This is a genomic window from Bradyrhizobium sp. BLXBL-01, from assembly GCF_051853025.1.
GTDB lineage: Bacteria > Pseudomonadota > Alphaproteobacteria > Rhizobiales > Xanthobacteraceae > Bradyrhizobium.
Genome location: NZ_CP182471.1, coordinates 6,750,441 through 6,767,342, shown reverse-complemented (window position 1 = coordinate 6,767,342; position 16,902 = coordinate 6,750,441). Strand labels below are relative to the sequence as shown.

Annotated in this window: 12 protein-coding genes; 7 read left to right on the top strand and 5 right to left on the bottom strand. The window is 65.5% G+C overall.

The annotated features are described in order from the left end of the window. The first annotated feature begins 97 nt into the window (after positions 1–97). A complete protein-coding gene (locus ACNJYA_RS31410; RefSeq protein WP_172787505.1) occupies positions 98–1,036 on the top strand; it encodes a glycine--tRNA ligase subunit alpha in 939 nt (312 codons plus the stop codon). Beyond that, entirely contained in the window at positions 1,036–3,135 is a 2,100-nt protein-coding gene (glyS, locus tag ACNJYA_RS31405; protein WP_439401272.1) for a glycine--tRNA ligase subunit beta, read from the top strand. Before ACNJYA_RS31410 ends, glyS begins: the two co-directional genes overlap by 1 nt. A 247-nt stretch (positions 3,136–3,382) precedes the next feature. On the opposite strand, the gene ACNJYA_RS31400 is transcribed toward glyS, so the two are convergent. Continuing rightward, on the bottom strand, positions 3,383–3,736 hold the full coding sequence (locus ACNJYA_RS31400) for a DUF1236 domain-containing protein (RefSeq protein ID WP_172787503.1): 354 nt from the start codon (positions 3,734–3,736) through the stop codon (positions 3,383–3,385). A gap of 223 nt (positions 3,737–3,959) precedes the next feature. On the opposite strand from ACNJYA_RS31400, the gene ACNJYA_RS31395 reads away from it, so the two are divergent. Both ACNJYA_RS31395 and ppdK read left to right on the top strand, forming a co-directional pair. Further along, positions 3,960–4,115, top strand: a complete 156-nt coding sequence (locus tag ACNJYA_RS31395) for a DUF3096 domain-containing protein (RefSeq protein WP_008562090.1) — start codon at positions 3,960–3,962, stop codon at positions 4,113–4,115. 96 nt (positions 4,116–4,211) lie between these two features. Then, positions 4,212–7,136 carry a pyruvate, phosphate dikinase gene (gene ppdK / locus ACNJYA_RS31390; protein WP_439401271.1) on the top strand — a complete coding sequence of 975 codons (2,925 nt, stop codon included), beginning with the start codon at positions 4,212–4,214 and terminating at the stop codon, positions 7,134–7,136. A gap of 170 nt (positions 7,137–7,306) precedes the next feature. Here ppdK and ACNJYA_RS31385 read toward each other — a convergent pair whose 3' ends face one another. Further along, positions 7,307–8,584: a multidrug effflux MFS transporter gene (locus ACNJYA_RS31385; RefSeq protein WP_439364319.1), complete on the bottom strand. Its 1,278-nt coding sequence runs from the start codon at positions 8,582–8,584 to the stop codon at positions 7,307–7,309. A gap of 300 nt (positions 8,585–8,884) precedes the next feature. Continuing rightward, on the bottom strand, positions 8,885–10,714 hold the full coding sequence (locus ACNJYA_RS31380) for an aminopeptidase P family protein (protein ID WP_439364318.1): 1,830 nt from the start codon (positions 10,712–10,714) through the stop codon (positions 8,885–8,887). Between the two features lie 186 nt (positions 10,715–10,900). Between ACNJYA_RS31380 and ACNJYA_RS31375 the strand changes: the two genes are divergently transcribed. After that, positions 10,901–11,080, top strand: coding sequence for a hypothetical protein (locus tag ACNJYA_RS31375; protein ID WP_172787499.1), 180 nt, complete (start codon positions 10,901–10,903; stop codon positions 11,078–11,080). Positions 11,081–11,227: 147 nt separating this feature from the next. Here the strand turns inward: ACNJYA_RS31375 and ACNJYA_RS31370 are convergent, their stop codons facing one another. Next, on the bottom strand, positions 11,228–12,115 hold the full coding sequence (locus ACNJYA_RS31370) for a 50S ribosomal protein L11 methyltransferase (RefSeq protein ID WP_439401270.1): 888 nt from the start codon (positions 12,113–12,115) through the stop codon (positions 11,228–11,230). Between the two features lie 163 nt (positions 12,116–12,278). On the opposite strand from ACNJYA_RS31370, the gene ACNJYA_RS31365 reads away from it, so the two are divergent. Next, positions 12,279–12,434 (top strand): Flp family type IVb pilin, encoded by a 156-nt coding sequence (locus tag ACNJYA_RS31365; RefSeq protein WP_085968950.1) that lies wholly within the window; start codon positions 12,279–12,281, stop codon positions 12,432–12,434. A 285-nt stretch (positions 12,435–12,719) separates the two neighbouring features. Here the strand turns inward: ACNJYA_RS31365 and ACNJYA_RS31360 are convergent, their stop codons facing one another. Next, on the bottom strand, positions 12,720–14,330 hold the full coding sequence (locus ACNJYA_RS31360; protein ID WP_439401269.1) for a phytoene desaturase family protein: 1,611 nt from the start codon (positions 14,328–14,330) through the stop codon (positions 12,720–12,722). A 218-nt stretch (positions 14,331–14,548) separates the two neighbouring features. Here ACNJYA_RS31360 and ACNJYA_RS31355 point away from each other — a divergent pair, with 218 nt between their 5' ends. Further along, positions 14,549–16,828 carry a spermidine synthase gene (locus ACNJYA_RS31355; RefSeq protein WP_439401267.1) on the top strand — a complete coding sequence of 760 codons (2,280 nt, stop codon included), beginning with the start codon at positions 14,549–14,551 and terminating at the stop codon, positions 16,826–16,828. Positions 16,829–16,902: the final 74 nt, after the last annotated feature.

The window sequence follows — 16,902 nt, the reverse complement described above, 5'->3', positions numbered from 1 at the left end:
AGGGAGAGGTAAGAAGCCCCCCTTCGCCTTGATTCCCATCCCCGCCGTCGATACGGTCCCGCGCGATTCAAAACCCCCGCGAGAGCCCGATCTGACGATGGACGCCTCATTGCCCGCCCATATGCGCCCGGAACGCTCGTTCCAGGGCTTCATCCTCGCGCTCCAGCGGTTCTGGGCCGAGCAGGGCTGCGTGATCCTGCAGCCCTACGACATGGAAATGGGCGCGGGCACCTTCCATCCGGCGACCACGCTGCGCGCGCTCGGGCCCAAACCCTGGAACGCCGCCTATGTGCAGCCCTCGCGCCGGCCCAAGGACGGCCGCTATGGCGAGAACCCGAACCGGATGCAGCACTATTACCAGTTCCAGGTGATCATGAAGCCGTCGCCGCCGAACCTTCAGGAGCTGTACCTGAAGTCGCTCGCCGCGATCGGCATCGATTCCGCCGTGCACGACATCCGTTTCGTCGAGGACGATTGGGAGAGCCCGACCTTGGGCGCCTGGGGCCTCGGTTGGGAGTGCTGGTGCGACGGCATGGAAGTCAGCCAGTTCACTTACTTTCAGCAGGTCGCCGGCTTCGAATGCGCGCCGGTCGCGGGCGAGCTCACCTACGGGCTCGAGCGCCTCGCGATGTATGTGCAGGGCGTCGACCGCGTCTACGACCTCAACTTCAACGGCCGCGAGGGCGATGCCAAGGTCACCTATGGCGACGTGTTCCTGCAGGCCGAGCAGGAATATTCCCGGCACAACTTTGAATACGCCGACACCGCGATGCTGTTCGAGCAGTTCAAGATGGCCGAGGCGGCCTGCCGGAAATATCTCGATGCCGGCTGGCGCGACGGCGGCAACAAGAAGCAGCATCTGATGGCGCTGCCGGCCTACGACCAGTGCATCAAGGCGAGCCACGTCTTCAACCTGCTCGACGCGCGTGGCGTGATCTCCGTGACCGAGCGGCAGAGCTACATTCTGCGCGTGCGCGAGCTGGCCAAGGCCTGCGGCGAGGCCTGGATCCATACTGAAGCGGGCGGAGCGGCCTGATGCCCGAACTTTTGCTTGAGCTGTTCTCGGAAGAAATCCCCGCGCGCATGCAAGGAAAGGCGGCCGACGATCTCCGCCGCATGGTCACCGACAAGCTGGTTGCCGAAGGCCTGGTCTACGAGGGCGCGAAGGCGTTTGCGACGCCGCGCCGCCTTGCGCTCACCGTGCACGGCATCCCTGCGCGCCAGCCTGACCTGAAGACCGAGCGCCGCGGCCCCAAAGTCGGCGCGCCCGAGGCGGCCGTGCAGGGCTTCCTCAAAGCGACGGGATTGAAGTCGCTGGACGAAGCAAAAATCCAGCGCGACCCCAAGGGTGATTTCTACATCGGCTTGATCGAGAAGCCCGGCCGCGACGCCATCGACGTGCTTGCGGAAATCCTGCCGGTGATCATTCGCACCTTCCCCTGGCCGAAATCGATGCGCTGGGGCGCGCGTTCCGGCAAACCCGGCTCGCTGAACTGGGTGCGTCCGCTGCACGCGATCACCGCGACCTTCGGCCTCGAGACCGAAGAGCCCGATGTCGTGAAGTTCGAGGTCGACGGCATCGAGAGCGGCCAGACCACCTACGGCCACCGCTTCCTCGCGCCGGCACCAATCCAGGTGCGCCGCTTCGAGGATTATGAAGCAAAGCTGCTTGCCGCCAAAGTCGTGCTCGATCCCGAGCGCCGCAAGGACGCCATCCTCACCGACGCCAAGCAGCTTGCCTTCGCGCAAGGTTTTGAGCTGGTCGAGGACCAGAACCTGCTCGACGAGGTCGCGGGCCTCGTCGAATGGCCGGTCGTGCTGATGGGCTCGTTCGAACCGGAATTCTTGAAGACCCCCGACGAAGTCATCCGCGCCACCATCCGCAACAACCAGAAGTGCTTCGTGGTGCGCGACCCCAAGACGGGCAAGCTCGCCAGCAAGTTCATCCTGGTCGCCAATATCGAGGCGACTGACGGTGGCGCGACCATCATCGCCGGCAACGAGCGCGTCATCCGCGCGCGGTTGAGTGATGCGAAGTTCTTCTATGAGACGGACCTCAAGACCAAGCTCGAGGACCGGCTGCCGAAGTTCGAGCAGATCGTGTTTCACGAGAAGCTCGGCACCCAGGCTGCGCGCATCAAGCGCATCGAGCGTCTGACCGCGGAGATCGCGCCGCTCGTTGGCGCCGATGTCGGCAAGGCGACGCGCGCTGCGCATCTGGCGAAGGCGGATCTGCTGACGGAAGTCGTTGGCGAATTCCCTGAAGTGCAGGGGCTGATGGGCAAGTATTACGCGCTCGCACAGGGCGAGGATGCCTCCGTCGCTTCGGCTAGCGAGGAACACTACAAGCCGCAAGGTCCTGCGGATCGCGTTCCGACCGATCCGGTCAGCGTTGCGGTGGCGCTCGCCGATAAGATCGATACCTTGGTTGGGTTCTGGGCGATCGACGAAAAGCCGACTGGCAGCAAGGACCCCTATGCGTTGCGTCGCGCGGCGCTGGGTGTGATCCGACTGATTGCCGAGAACGCGTTGCGTCTGTCGCTCATGAAGGTGGCGGGATCCGCGCTCGCCGGCTTGTCGGTGAAGCCAGCCGATGCCTCGAAGCTTCCGAGCGACCTGCTCGCCTTCTTCGCCGACCGCCTGAAAGTCCAGCTCCGCGAGCAGGGCGCACGTCACGATCTCGTCGACGCCGTGTTCGCGCTCGGCGGCCAGGACGATCTCCTGATGATCGTCCGCCGCGTCGAGGCGCTCGGCAAATTCCTCGACTCTGACGACGGCAAGAACCTGCTCGCCGGCACCAAGCGCGCCAGCAACATCCTTGCGATCGAGGAGAAGAAGGACAAGCGCAGCTTCGACGGCGCGCCGGATGCCGCGCTCTACAGCCTCGCTGAGGAGAAGGCGCTGGCCAAGGCGATCGGTGAGGTCAAGGCGGAAGCCAGCGCTGCGGTGGCCAAAGAAGACTTCGCCGCGGCGATGAGCGCGATGGCAAAATTGCGTCCGCCGGTCGATGCCTTCTTCGACAAGGTGCGCGTCAACGATGACGATCCGAAGGTGCGCGAGAACCGCCTGAAGCTCCTCAACGAGATCCGCAGCGCCACGCGTGCGGTGGCGGATTTCTCGAAGATCCAGGATTGAGGCGCGGCCGCACGGCAAACACCGCTGTCATTCCGGGGCGCGCGGAGCGCGAGCCCGGAATCCATCGTGCCGCGCGTTATGCTGACAAATGGATTCCGGGCTCGCGCCAAGTGGCGCGCCCCGGAATGACAGAACAAAAAAGCCCCGCCCGGCGGGGGGAGGACCGGGCGGGGCCTGATGTCCGATCTAACACTGCTCGCGCCAGCCTGATGTGACGCGCCGGACATCGAACGGAGCAGCAGCGTTGTTAGTCCAGCACCTCGACGATGCGGCGCGAGCGCGGCTCGACCAGCACGGTTTCGCCGTTCACGACGGTGTAGCGATAGGTCGTGGCGCCGAAACGTTGCGGTACGTCATAATAGGTGACGCCTGCTTCGGGTAAGGTGGTGCCGACCACCACGCGATCCGGAATGCGAAAGGCCGGCACACGTTGCTCGACGACATATTCGCGGAAGGCCGGCCGCTGTTCGACCGCAATCGTCGGCGCGCTGTCGACCACGGCGGGCGCGCGTCCGATCGTGACATCGCTTTGCGCCTGCGCGGCAAGGGGCGCACTGGTCGCGGCCGCAAGCGCTGCGAGAGCAAGAATCCTGTTCCGCATGGACAACTCCTTCGACGTGATTCTTCGGACGCGCCAGCGGCGCGACCGGTTGCCAATGCGTGCCTAAAGCCAATGTTCCGGGAAAAGGCCTGCCGCATTCGCGGCAATTTCGGGCAGTTTTCGTGAGGCCGGAACTCGCAGCAGCCCTTGCGCATCTCTACTCCCGGAACCCAGCCGGTTATGATCCGCGCGCGATTCGCCTCACCTCACAGAAAGATAGTTCATGCACATCACCGTCGCCCACATTTCGCCGATCCTGTCGTTGATTGCGGGCGTGCTCATCCTGATCATGCCGCGGCTTCTCAACCTCATCGTCGCGATCTTCCTCATCGTCAACGGCGCGATCGGGCTCGGGCTCCTGAAGTGGCTCCGCTTCTAGGCGTTCACTTTTCGGAACTGTCCGTCTTGCGCGGGCCCGCCCAAAGTGGTGTAAGGCCCGCGATTTCCCATTCCTCTCGCAGGTTGTGTGCAAGCTATGGCCAAAGCCGCCTCGAAGCCCAAGAAAATCCCAGCGAAATCAAAGCCCTCCGCCGCCGCGAAGGCAGCGCCGCCAGCCCGCAAGGCGCTGGCCAAGAGCGCGAAGCCGGTCGCCAAAGCCGCTGCCAAGCCCACCGCAAAGCCTGCGGTGAAGGCGGTCACCAAGGCCGCTCCGCCGAAGGTCGCCGCGAAGCCCGCGCCGAAGAAGGCTGCGCCTCCCAAGGCGGCGCCGGCAGCGGCCAAGGCCGGCAAATGGGTGTTCACGTTTGGTGACGGCAAGGCCGAGGGCCGCTCGGAGATGCGCGACCTGCTCGGCGGCAAGGGCGCCAACCTCGCCGAGATGGCCAATCTCGGCCTGCCGGTGCCTCCCGGCTTCACCATCCCGACCTCGGTCTGCACCTATTTCTACGATCACGACAAGACCTACCCGAAGGAACTGAAGCCGCAGGTTGAGAAGGCGCTGGAGTATGTCGGCAAGTTGACCGGCAAGGTGTTCGGCGACACCAAGAACCCGCTGCTCGTCTCGGTGCGCTCCGGCGCGCGCGCCTCGATGCCGGGCATGATGGACACCGTGCTCAATCTCGGCCTCAACGACCAGACCGTGGAAGCGCTGGCCGAGCTGTCGGGCGACCGCCGCTTCGCCTATGACAGCTATCGCCGCTTCATCACGATGTATTCCGACGTGGTGCTCGGCTTCGAGCATCATCACTTCGAGGAAATCCTCGACACCTTCAAGGACAGCCAGGGTTACACGCTCGACACCGATCTCTCTGCCGAGGACTGGGTCGAGCTGGTCGGAAAGTACAAGGATGCGGTCGCACGCGAGACCGGCAAGGAATTCCCACAGGATCCGCACGACCAGCTCTGGGGCGCGATCGGCGCGGTGTTCTCATCCTGGATGAACGCGCGCGCGGTGACCTACCGCAAGCTGCACGACATTCCGGAATCCTGGGGCACCGCGGTCAACGTGCAGGCCATGGTGTTCGGCAACATGGGCGAGACCTCGGCCACCGGCGTTGCCTTCACCCGCAACCCCTCGACCGGCGAGAGCAAGCTCTACGGCGAGTTCCTGATCAACGCGCAGGGAGAGGACGTGGTGGCGGGCATCCGCACACCGCAGGACATCACCGAGGAGGCGCGCAAGGAGTCCGGCTCCGACAAGGCGTCGATGGAAGCGGCGATGCCGGAAGCGTTCAAGGAGCTGACGCGGATCTACACGCTGCTCGAGAAGCACTACCGCGACATGCAGGACATGGAGTTCACGGTCGAGCAGGGCAAGCTCTGGATGCTCCAGACCCGCGGCGGCAAGCGCACCGCCAAGGCGGCGCTGCGCATCGCGGTCGAGCTCGCCAATGAGGGCCTGATCTCGAAGAAGGAAGCGGTGACGCGGATCGATCCGGCCTCGCTCGATCAGCTGCTGCATCCGACCATCGATCCCAACGCCAAGCGCGACGTGATCGCCACCGGCCTGCCGGCTTCGCCGGGCGCGGCCTCCGGCGAGATCGTGTTCTCCTCGGACGAGGCGGCCAAGCTCCAGGGTGACGGACGCAAGGTGATCCTGGTCCGCATCGAGACCAGCCCGGAAGACATCCACGGCATGCACGCCGCCGAAGGCATTTTGACCACCCGCGGCGGCATGACCTCGCACGCGGCGGTGGTCGCGCGCGGCATGGGCAAGCCCTGCGTCTCCGGCTGCGGCACCATCCGCGTCGATTACGGCCGCGGCACCATGAGCATCGGCTCGCGCACCTTCAAGACCGGCGACGTCATCACCATCGACGGCTCGCTCGGCCAGGTGCTCGCCGGCCGCATGCCGATGATCGAGCCGGAGCTCTCCGGCGAGTTCGGCACGCTGATGAACTGGGCCGACCAGGTCCGCAAGATCGGCGTCCGCGTCAACGGCGACACGCCCGACGACGCGCGCACCGCGATCAAGTTCGGCGCCGAAGGCATCGGCCTCTGCCGCACCGAGCACATGTTCTTCGAGGAGACGCGCATCCGCACGGTACGCGAGATGATCCTCTCCGAGGACGAGCAGTCGCGCCGCGCCGCGCTCGCAAAACTGCTGCCGATGCAGCGCGCCGACTTCGTCGAGCTGTTCGAGATCATGAAGGGCCTGCCCGTCACGATCCGTCTGCTCGACCCGCCGCTGCACGAGTTCCTGCCGCACACCCATGCCGAGGTCGAGGAAGTGGCGCGTGCCATGAACACCGACCCGCGGCGCCTCGCCGACCGTGCCCGCGAGCTCTCGGAGTTCAACCCGATGCTCGGCTTCCGCGGCTGCCGCATCGCGATCGCCTATCCCGAGATCGCCGAGATGCAGGCCCGCGCGATCTTCGAGGCGGCGGTCGAGGCGCAGAAGCGCACCGGCAAGGCCGTCGGCCTCGAGGTGATGGTGCCGCTGATCGCGACCAAGACCGAGCTCGATCTGGTCAAGGCGCGCATCGATGCCACCGCACAGGCCGTGATGCGTGAGACCAACACCAAGCTGGCCTATCAGGTCGGCACCATGATCGAGCTGCCGCGCGCCTGCCTGCTCGCGGGCGAGATCGCGCAGTCGGCCGAGTTCTTCTCGTTCGGCACCAACGACCTGACGCAGACGACCTACGGCATCAGCCGCGACGACGCGGCGAGCTTCCTCGGTCCGTACGTCGCGAAGGGCATCCTCTCGGTCGATCCCTTCATCTCGCTAGATCAGGAAGGCGTCGGCGAGCTGGTCAAGATCGGCGTCGCCCGCGGCCGCAAGACCCGCGCCTCGCTCAAGGTCGGCATCTGCGGCGAGCACGGCGGCGATCCCGCCTCCGTCGCCTTCTGCCACCATATCGGTCTCGACTACGTCTCCTGCTCGCCCTACCGCGTGCCGATCGCGCGGCTTGCAGCGGCGCAGGCCGCGCTCGGCAAGGCGATCGCGAGCCAGGCGTAAGCCAAAGCGCAGATATGAGTTTGAGAGAGGCGGGGCCCAGCCCCGCCTCTCATTTTTCACACGGCTCTCTCCGCGTCGTCACTGCGAGCGCAGCGACTTGTCCGCCGAAGCCTCGGCGAAGGCGGAAGCAATCCAGAATCCTTCCGCAGAGGCACTCTACACGGCGCCCCTCACATCATCCCCGTCTCGTCCTCCTCGGCCTGCCCGATCAGCGCTTCGCTCGGCACCATCTCGCGGCGGGGCACGACGAACATCATCACGCAGGCGCAGAGCAGGGAGATCGCGAGAACCGCTGATGTCAGCGGCAGCGTCGTCGCGGAATGGCCGCCGAGATAGGCGCCGAATTGCGACATCAGCGCGCCAATGCCTTGCTGCAGGAAGCCCATCGCGCCCGAGGCGGTGCCGGCTGCTTCGGGACGGATGCTGATGGCGCCGGCGGCGGAATTCGCCATGACGAAGGCGTTGCCGGCCATCACGATCATCTGGGTGCCGAACAGCCAGGCGGGCGCCTCGTTCCAGCCGGCGAAGCTCCAGAGCAGGTTCGAAAAGCTGCCGCAGAGCTGCAGGGCGAGCCCGAACCAGATCAGCCTTTCCAGCGAGTGCCGCGGCGCAAAGCGCACGCAGAGCAGATTGCCGACCAGAAACGCAAAGCCCGTCGTCGCGAACCAGGCGCCGTATTCGGCGCTGCTGCGGCCCATCTGCGTCACCACGATGTAGGGCCCGCCGCCGGCGAAGGTGAAGATAATCTGGGACGCAAGCACCTGGCACATCACATAGCCGACGAAGGCGCGGCTCCGGATCAGCGTGCCGATATCGCCGCGGAAGCCGCTGCCGGCGCTGCGGCTGCGGCGGGTCTCGGGCAGCGCGAAGGCGATACCGACGGCAACGACGATGGCGGCGATGGTGATGGCGTAGAAGATCGCGCGCCAGCCGAACGCGGTCTCGATCAGGCCGCCGGTGAGCGGCGAGACCATCTGCCCGATCATCAACGCCGCGACCACGAGGCTGATCATCGAGGCGACGCGGTCGCGCTCGTAGATGTCGCGGATGATGGCCCGGCTGATCACCATGCCGGATGCGCCGCCGAGCGCCTGGAAGAAGCGTGCGGCGATCAATTGCGGCAGGGTCTCGGCAAAAATACAGCCGATGCTGGCAACCACCATCAGCGCCAGCCCTCCCAGCAGCACCGGCCGCCGCCCGAACCGGTCCGACAGCGGCCCCATGATCAGCTGCGACAGCGCGATGCCGACCATGTAGAGCGACACCGTCATCTGCGCGATCGAGATGTCGCTGCCGAAATTCGTCGCCAGCACCGGCAGTGCCGGAACCAGGATGTAGAGCGAGATCGGCGCGACCCCGGTCATCACGACCAGCAGCAGCAGCACCAGGCGCGAGGTCGCGATGTTTTTCGTCGCCGCGTCCGGCGGCCTGCTGATCATGCCGTGCATATGTCGTCCGTCGTCCGAATTCGAATCAACTGTAGCGTGCCCACGCAAGACCGATATCGGCGATTCGGAATGCGGCTATTCGGATTTCGGGACGGTTATGATGAGGGCACGATGGCGATCGTTTGGGCGCTTCGCTCGTGCTGAAAGTTCGGTGTCATTCCCCGCGAAGGCGGGGAATCCAGTATTCCAGAGACGGTAATGATTGATCGAGGGGCTGCGGCGTACTGGATGCCCGCCTTCGCGGGCATGACACCTATCGTGTCGTAACAGCCTTGCACAATCCGCGTGGCGCTATGCGCACTACGCCTTCAGCTCCGCCGTGGCCTGATCGAGCCAGGCCTTCGTCGCCTCGTCCAGCGCCGGCCGCACGTCATCCCTCACGCGGGCATGATAGGCGTTCAGCCAATCGAGCTCGTCGCGGCTCAGCATCGCGACATCGATCAGGCGGCGGTCGATCGGCGCCAGGGTCAGCGTCTCGAACGCGTTCATCGGCTTCTCGGCGCCCTTGACCTCGGCGGCGACGACCAGCTCGAGGTTTTCGATACGGATGCCGAAGCCGTCGGTCTTGTAGTAGCCGGGCTCGTTGGACAGGATCATGCCGCGCTTCAGCGGCGTGGTGCCGAGCTTCGAAATTCGCGCCGGTCCTTCGTGCACCGAGAGATAGCTGCCGACGCCGTGGCCGGTGCCGTGCTCGAAATCGAGCCCGGCGGCCCAGAGATATTGCCGCGCCAGCGTGTCGAGTTGCGCGCCCGTGGTGCCGTCCGGAAAGACGGCGCGCGCGATCGCGATGTGACCGCGCAGCACGCGGGTGAAGCGGTCGCGCATCTCATCCGTCGGCTCGCCCACCGCCATGGTGCGCGTGACGTCGGTGGTGCCGTCTTCATATTGTGCGCCGGAATCGATCAGCAGGAGATCGCCGGGCGCGATCCGCCGGTTGCTCTTGCGGGTGACGCGGTAATGCACGATGGCGCCGTTCGGGCCGGTGCCGGAGATGGTGGGAAACGAGACGTCCTTGAGCGCGCCGGTGTCGCGGCGGAAGGTTTCCAGCGCCTCGACCGCGTCGATCTCGGTGAGCTTGCCGCTTGGCGCCTCGCGATCGATCCATGCGAGGAAGCGCGCCAGCGCCACAGCGTCGCGCAAATGAGCCGTCTTGGTGCCCTTGATCTCGGTCGCGTTCTTGACCGCCTTGAGCAGTGCAACCGGATCGCTGCCGCGCACCGGCTTGCCGCCGGCGCCCGTGATCAGCCGGCCGAGTGCGTCGGCGGCGGTGGCGTTGTCGAGCGCGATCGATCCACCACTCTTGGCCAGCGCCATCAGTGTCGGCGCCATGGCGTCCGGTTCGCGCACGTCGGCGGACTGCTCGAGATGGTCGCGTGTGAGGTTGGAGAGCTTGCGGTGGTCGATGAAGATGGTGGGACGGCCGTCTTTCGGCACCAAGGCGTAGGACAGCGGCAGCGGGGTATGGGCGACGTCGGCGCCGCGGATGTTGAAGGTCCAGGCCACTGCGTGGCTGTCCGACAGCACCAGCGCATCGGTGCCGAGCTTGGCGATCTCGGCCCTGATCTGCGTCAGCTTCTCCGCTTCAGTGACACCGGCATGCTGGAGGCTGTGCACCGCGACGGGGGCAAGCGGCGGCTGCGGCCGGTCCTGCCAGACTGCGTCGATCGGATTGCTGTCGACGGCGACCAGCTCGGCGCCGGCCTTGGCGCAGGCCGCGGACAGTCGTTCGGCTGCCGAAAAAGTGTGCAGCCACGGATCAAATCCGAGGCGGTCGCCGGCTTTCAGATGCGCCGCCACCCAGCTCTCCGGCGGCGGGTCGATCAGCGATTCCACCACCCACGCCTTGGCGTCGACCTGCTTGGCGGCCTGCAGCGTGTAGCGGCCGTCGACGAACAGTGCTGCCTCATGCGGCAGAACCACGGCTAGCCCCGCCGAGCCCGTGAAGCCGGTCAGCCAGGCAAGCCGCTCTTCCGATGGCGGCACATATTCATTCTGCTGCTGATCGGCACGTGGCACGACGAAGCCGGTCAGCTTGCGACGGGCAAGCTCTTCGCGAAGTGCGGCCAGCCGTGCCGCCAACGCGATGCCGGCCTCCGGCTCTTCGAATGTCTGGAAGTGCGCTTCGAACATGGTGGATCACTTTAGGATCATGGGGATCAGTCCGCAATGTAGACGCATTTGCGGCGCATCTGGCATGGACTGTGCTTGAATAGTTCCATTCGAGTTGAGTGGAGTAAAGGATGCGGCAGTTGCGCTTCGTCCGGATGACAGGGAAATTCGAGCAGGTGGTTCATCTCAACGGCGAGGGGACACACGATGCCAGCGTTCACCTTTGAGAAGATTTCGCCGCCGGCGCGCCGCGCCCCGACAACTCCGACACCGAAGAAGCCGCGCGGCCTCATCAGCCAGATGATCGACCGTTTCGCCGAGCGCCGCGCGAGGCGTGCCTTGCAGGGGCAGCGCGCGTCACGCCGCGACGAGAAGCCGGCGGAGTAGCGCGAGATTTTGTAGGGTGGGCAAAGGCGCAGAGCGCCGTGCCCACCGTCATTCCGCGATTGTAAAATGACGCGATTGTAGAAAGAATGGTGGGCACGCTTCCGCCTTCGCTCTTCGAGCTACGGCGGGCAAGTCGCATTGCCCGCCCTACGAGAGCTTCCGCAACAACAGACTGCTCCATCCCTCGATCCTGAGATGTCGCACCGGCACGAGGCCGCGCGCGCGGTAGGCGGCGATCACGGCGGGCGCCTGGTGCGTCAAGAGGCCGGAGAGGATGACGCGGGCGCCAGGCGCAAGGTGCCGCACCATCGGGCTCGCCAATTGCCGCAACGGATTGGCAAGGATATTGGCGAGCACCAGGTCGAACGGCCCCGCACGCGCAAAATCCGGCGCGGCAAAGCCGGTGGCGCGGATCATCCGCACATGGTTGCCAACTTCGTTCAGCGTGGCGTTCTCAGCCGCCACCCGCACCGATGGCGGATCGATGTCGGAGGCCAGCACCGCGCGATGCAGCGCCTTTGCGGCTGCGATCGCCAGCACGCCTGTGCCGGTGCCGAGGTCGAGCAGGTTCCTCGGGCGGGAACTCTTCAGGACATGGTCAAGCAGAAGTAAACAGCCGCGCGTCGTGCCATGGTGACCGGTGCCGAAGGCGAGCGCCGCCTCGATCTCGATGGCGAGCTTGTTCGGCGCCACACGGTCGCGATCGTGGCTGCCGTGCACCACGAAGCGCCCGGCCGGCACCGGGACGAGATCTTCAAGGCTGGCCTTGACCCAGTCCTTGGCTTCGACCGTGTCGAAGACGAGCGTCGCCGCAATCTCATTTCCTGCTGAAGTTGCAACGAGTTCGGCTAGCCATGCCTGATCCGGCGCATCGGCGAAATGCAGCGTCACGTCCCATTGACCGTCGGGCCGTTCGAAGGCGGCGACCGCCGCATCGCCGTCGAAAAACACCTCGGTGAGCACATCGACGACGCGCTTGGCGTCGACTTCGCTGCCGATCGAAAAACTGGCGCGATGGGTGGGGGAAGGCTGCATTCAGGGTTCCGTTGAGTTCAATTTTTAGAACTTTTGCGGGTGAGTTTCCGGACAAGTTGCGGTTCGCAGGTTAACCCGCCTGAAGTGGGTTCCCCGTACATTCCCGGATGTGAAATCGAACCAACACAGCTTGGAATTGAAACGGAGGCGAGTCTTGAAGCGCATGATTCAAAAGTTCTGGTCGGACGAGTCCGGTGCAACCGCGATCGAATACGGCCTGATCGCCGCGGGCATCGCCCTGGCGATCATTACCGTGGTGAACGGGCTGGGCACCACCATGAACGAGAAGTTCACTTCGATTAGCACCTCCTTGAAGTAATTTCCGCCGCCATTTCAAAGCGGGGGCTATTTTCTTCAAAGGCTATTCCTGATCACCGCCCGCTAGGGGTTTCCCCTGGTGGGCGAGGTCTTTTGGGGCTCGCGGTCTTCGAAGGGCTGCACAGCTTATCCGCCTGCTTGTCAGGGCCCTGTCCGCCACTTTTCCCGCGATTGCCCCGCCGATTTTCCACCGTCTTTCCCCAGGATCGCTCCCGACCGTCTCGCCCAGACATCCTCTGGCCGGTCACAGACCTTTCGACAGCCTGTCCACAGCCCATCCACAGGCCTATCCACGGCTTCCGAACAGCGAGCGGTGATCCCGCAGGATCGCCTGCGCCGCGTTATGGCCGGGGGCGCCGGTGACGCCGCCGCCGGGGTGGGCGCCGGAGCCGCAATGGTAGAGGCCTCTCAGCGGCCCGCGATAATCGGCGTGGCCCAGCATCGGCCGCGCCGAGAACAGCTGGTTCAGCGTCAGCGCACCGTGGAAGATGTCGCCGCCGAGCAGCCCGAATTGCCGCTCGAGATCGAGCGGAGACAGGATCTGGCGGCCGAGCACGCTCGCCGCAAAACCCGGGGCATATTTGTCCACCGTCGCGATCATCAGATCGGCGACCTCTTCGCGATGGTCGTCCCACGACTTTCCATCGGGAAGGCTTGGTGCGACATGCTGGCAGAACAGGCTCGCGACATGCTTGCCGGCCGGAGCCAGCGTGTCGTCGAGCGTTGAGGGGATCAGCATTTCCACCACCGGCTCGCGGCTCCAGCCGTGGGCGCGCGCGTCGCCCCAGGCGCGGTCCATGTAGCCGAGACTCGGCGCCAGGATGATGCCGGAGGTGAGGTGATCGCCCTCGCCCGATAGCGCCGTGAAGGAGGGCAGGCGATCCAGCGCTACGTTCATGCGGAACGTGCCGGAGCCGTTCTTCCAGTGCCGGATGCGGGCGAGGAAGTCCGCCGGAAGAGCCTCGGCCGCGATCAGGCGCGTGTAGAGCAGCTTTGGATTGACATTGGCCGCGACATATTTCGCGCGAATCGCAGAGCCGTTCTCCAGCACGACGCCGACGGCGCGGTCGCGCTCGACGATGACCTCGCGGACGCCGGCATCCGTGTCGATCACGACGCCACGGTCGCGTGCCGCGCGTGCCATGGCCTGCGTGATCGCGCCCATGCCGCCGATGGCGTGGCCCCAGACGCCCTTCTTGCCGTTCACCTCGCCGAACGCGTGATGCAGCATCACATAGGCCGAGCCGGCGGCGTAGGGGCTGGCATAATTGCCGACGATGGCGTCGAAGCCGAACAGCGCCTTGACCAGATCGTGCTCGAAACGCTCGTCCAGCATCTCGCCGGCCGAGCGCGTGAACAGATCGAGCAGGCTGCGGCTTTGTTCCAGCGTCAGGCCGCGCAGAATGTTGGCGCTCTGCAAAGCGTTCACGGCCTCGCGGATCGCATTTGTGCCGAAGCCGTCGAGCAGGTTCGGCGGCGCGCGCAGCACGAACCGCCTGAGCACGTCGGCGATGTCTTCCAGCTCGCGCGTGAAGCCGTCGAGGGCTTCCGCATCATGCGCGCTGAGCCGCGCCACCGAAGCTTTCGTCCGCCCCTCGCCGGTGAGGAGATAGCTGCCATCCGGCGCGGGCAGAAAATTCTGCGCACGCCGCTCGACGATGCGCAGGCCTTGCTCGGCGAGCCTGAGATCACGGATCACCTGCGGGTTGAGCAGGCTCACGGTGTAGGCCGCGACCGAATTGCGAAAGCCGGGGTGAAACTCCTCCGTCACCGCCGCACCGCCGACCACTTTGCGCCGCTCGACCACGCGCACGCGCAGACCCGCCATCGCGAGATAGGCCGCGCAGGTGAGGCCGTTATGGCCTGCGCCGATGATGACGACGTCGGTTTCCGTCATGAGGGATTCAAGTTGTTCCACTGTTATTCCGGGATGGTCCGAAGGACCAGACCCGGAATCTCGAGATTCCGGGTTCGCCTCTCCGAGGCGCCCCGGAATGACATCTCTATATCAAGCATTCCTTGCTGCAACATCACGCCACACTTTATTGCCCGTGCAGGCGCCTTGTGCTCCATTGCGCGCGGTCCGGCGCCCGCCGGGTTTGAGCCGGAGCATTCATGGATTCGATCGTGCAACCCGCCGCCACGGAGCAGCCGTCGTCGTCGCGCAACCGGCTGCTGCTGACGGTCTACACCGCTGCGATCTTCGTCAGCGCGCTGCTGCTGTTCTCGGTGCAGCCGCTGTTCACCAAGATGGTGCTGCCGCGGCTCGGCGGCTCGCCGGCGGTGTGGTCGGTCGCCATGGTATTCTTCCAGTCGCTGCTGCTGGCCGGTTATGCCTATGCGCATCTGTTGATGCAGGCACGGAACCGGATCGTCCCCGTGGCGGTGCATCTGCTGCTGCTGCTCGCCGCCTTCGCCACGCTGCCGCTCGGCATCGCCTCCGCCTATGGCGAGCCGCCGGCTTCGGGCTACGCGATCTGGCTGCTCGGCCTGTTCGCGGTCTCGATCGGGCTGCCGTTCTTCGCGCTCGCCGCCAACAATCCGCTGCTGCAGGCCTGGTTCGTCCGCACCGGCCATCCGGCCGGCCATGATCCCTATTTCCTCTACGCCTCCTCCAATATCGGCAGCTTCCTTGCACTGTTGTCCTATCCGTTCCTGCTGGAGCCGATGTTCACGCTGCAGATGCAGAACCGGTTCTGGACCGGTGGCTATGGCCTGCTGATCCTCCTCATCGGCGCCTGCGGCGTGCTGTTGTTGCGTTCGCCGAAGCTGGCCGTGGCCGACGCGCGGGCCGAGGACGTGAATGCACCCGCGCCAGGCCTCTTGACGCGGCTGCGCTGGATATTCCTCGCCGCCGTGCCCTCGGGCCTGCTCATCGCCGTCACCGCCCACATCTCGACCGACGTCGCAGCGGCGCCGCTCTTGTGGGTGCTGCCGCTGTCTCTGTACCTGCTGACCTGGGTCGTCGTGTTCCAGTCGCGGCCGCTGCTGCCGCACAAATGGATGCTGATGCTCCAGCCCGTCGCGATCGCCGGCGTCGTCGTCCTGCTGGCTTTCGGCGGCGAGCAGAACCTGCTGCTGACGCTCGGCGGGCATCAACTCTGCTTCTTCGTCATTGCCATGGCCTGCCACGGCGAGCTGGCGCGGACGCGGCCTGCCGCCAGATATCTCACCGGCTTCTATGTTGCGCTGTCGTTCGGCGGCATGGTCGGTGGCTTGTTCGCGGGGCTCGTTGCGCCCTTCACCTTCTCGTGGATCGCCGAATATCCGATCCTGATCGCGCTTGCCGCGCTGTGCCGTCCGTCCGCGAACGAGCGGCTGGCCGGCGTCGTCAGATGGTACTGGCCGGCGCTCGCCGCGCTCGCACTGGTGCTCATCGTGCCGTCATACACGACGGGCGGCCTCTCGACCTGGTTCGAGGATCATCGCGTCTGGGTCGCCGGCGCCGTCGGCGTGCTCGCCGCGCTGCTCGCGTTGATCCTCAATGCCGGGCGCTGGAAGATCTTTGCCACCGTCGCGCTGGCGCTGGCGTTGATCCGCGTTTATCCCGCAGACGAGGGCCGCGTCACGACCGTGCGCAGCTTCTTCGGCGTGCACAAGATCGTGGTGACGCCGGGCGGCTATTTCCACGTGCTGATGCACGGCACCACCATTCATGGCGCCGAGCGCTTCCGCAACAACGACGGCACGCCGGTCGCCGGCAGGCCCGAGCCGATCACCTATTATCACAAGGACGGCGGCATCGGTCAGGCCGTCAGCGCGATCCGCGAGCGCAAGGGCGCGCCGCTGAAGGTCGCCGCGATCGGCGTCGGCTCCGGCACGCTCGCCTGCGCCGCCGAGCCAGGGGAGAACTGGACCTTTTTCGAGATCGACCAGTCCATGGTCGACGCGGCGCGTGACCCCAGGAATTTCCGCTACATATCGAGCTGCATGCCGGACATGAAGCCCGTCATCGGCGATGCGCGCCTCACCTTCGCCAAGGAGCCCGATGGCGCCTATGATCTCATCATCGTCGATGCCTATTCGTCCGATGCGATCCCGATCCATCTTGCGACCGAAGAGGCGATGAAGATCTACAAGGACAAGCTCGCGCCGCACGGTGCCGTGGTGATGCACGTCTCCAACCGGCATCTGGATCTGGAGACCGTCGTGGTCGGCATTGCGGATGCCAACGATCTCAAGAGCTGGGTCTTCAACGAGGATTCGGGGCGCGATGGTGACTACATCTTCTCCACCGACGTCGTCATCTCCGCGCGCGAGGAGGCCGATGTCGGCAGGCTCGCGTCCTCCAAGCAATGGGAGCTGACCGAGGCCGACGACAGGGCGCGCGTCTGGACCGACGATTATTCCAACATCCTGGGCGCGCTGTATCGGCGTTGGAAGGACGGGGAGTAGGGGGCGCCACGAATGGTCTGGTGCCCCGGACGCAGCGCAGCGCTTCCCCGGCGATGCGAAGCAACGTCCGGTGC

What these genes read in the sequence shown, in the direction of transcription:
- ACNJYA_RS31410 (WP_172787505.1), top strand. Translation starts at nt 98, where the DNA reads ATGGACGCCTCATTGCCCGCCCATATGCGCCCGGAACGCTCGTTCCAG.
- glyS (WP_439401272.1), top strand. Translation starts at nt 1,036, where the DNA reads ATGCCCGAACTTTTGCTTGAGCTGTTCTCGGAAGAAATCCCCGCGCGC.
- ACNJYA_RS31400 (WP_172787503.1), bottom strand. Translation starts at nt 3,736, where the DNA reads ATGCGGAACAGGATTCTTGCTCTCGCAGCGCTTGCGGCCGCGACCAGT.
- ACNJYA_RS31395 (WP_008562090.1), top strand. Translation starts at nt 3,960, where the DNA reads ATGCACATCACCGTCGCCCACATTTCGCCGATCCTGTCGTTGATTGCG.
- ppdK (WP_439401271.1), top strand. Translation starts at nt 4,212, where the DNA reads ATGGCCAAAGCCGCCTCGAAGCCCAAGAAAATCCCAGCGAAATCAAAG.
- ACNJYA_RS31385 (WP_439364319.1), bottom strand. Translation starts at nt 8,584, where the DNA reads ATGCACGGCATGATCAGCAGGCCGCCGGACGCGGCGACGAAAAACATC.
- ACNJYA_RS31380 (WP_439364318.1), bottom strand. Translation starts at nt 10,714, where the DNA reads ATGTTCGAAGCGCACTTCCAGACATTCGAAGAGCCGGAGGCCGGCATC.
- ACNJYA_RS31375 (WP_172787499.1), top strand. Translation starts at nt 10,901, where the DNA reads ATGCCAGCGTTCACCTTTGAGAAGATTTCGCCGCCGGCGCGCCGCGCC.
- ACNJYA_RS31370 (WP_439401270.1), bottom strand. Translation starts at nt 12,115, where the DNA reads ATGCAGCCTTCCCCCACCCATCGCGCCAGTTTTTCGATCGGCAGCGAA.
- ACNJYA_RS31365 (WP_085968950.1), top strand. Translation starts at nt 12,279, where the DNA reads ATGATTCAAAAGTTCTGGTCGGACGAGTCCGGTGCAACCGCGATCGAA.
- ACNJYA_RS31360 (WP_439401269.1), bottom strand. Translation starts at nt 14,330, where the DNA reads ATGACGGAAACCGACGTCGTCATCATCGGCGCAGGCCATAACGGCCTC.
- ACNJYA_RS31355 (WP_439401267.1), top strand. Translation starts at nt 14,549, where the DNA reads ATGGATTCGATCGTGCAACCCGCCGCCACGGAGCAGCCGTCGTCGTCG.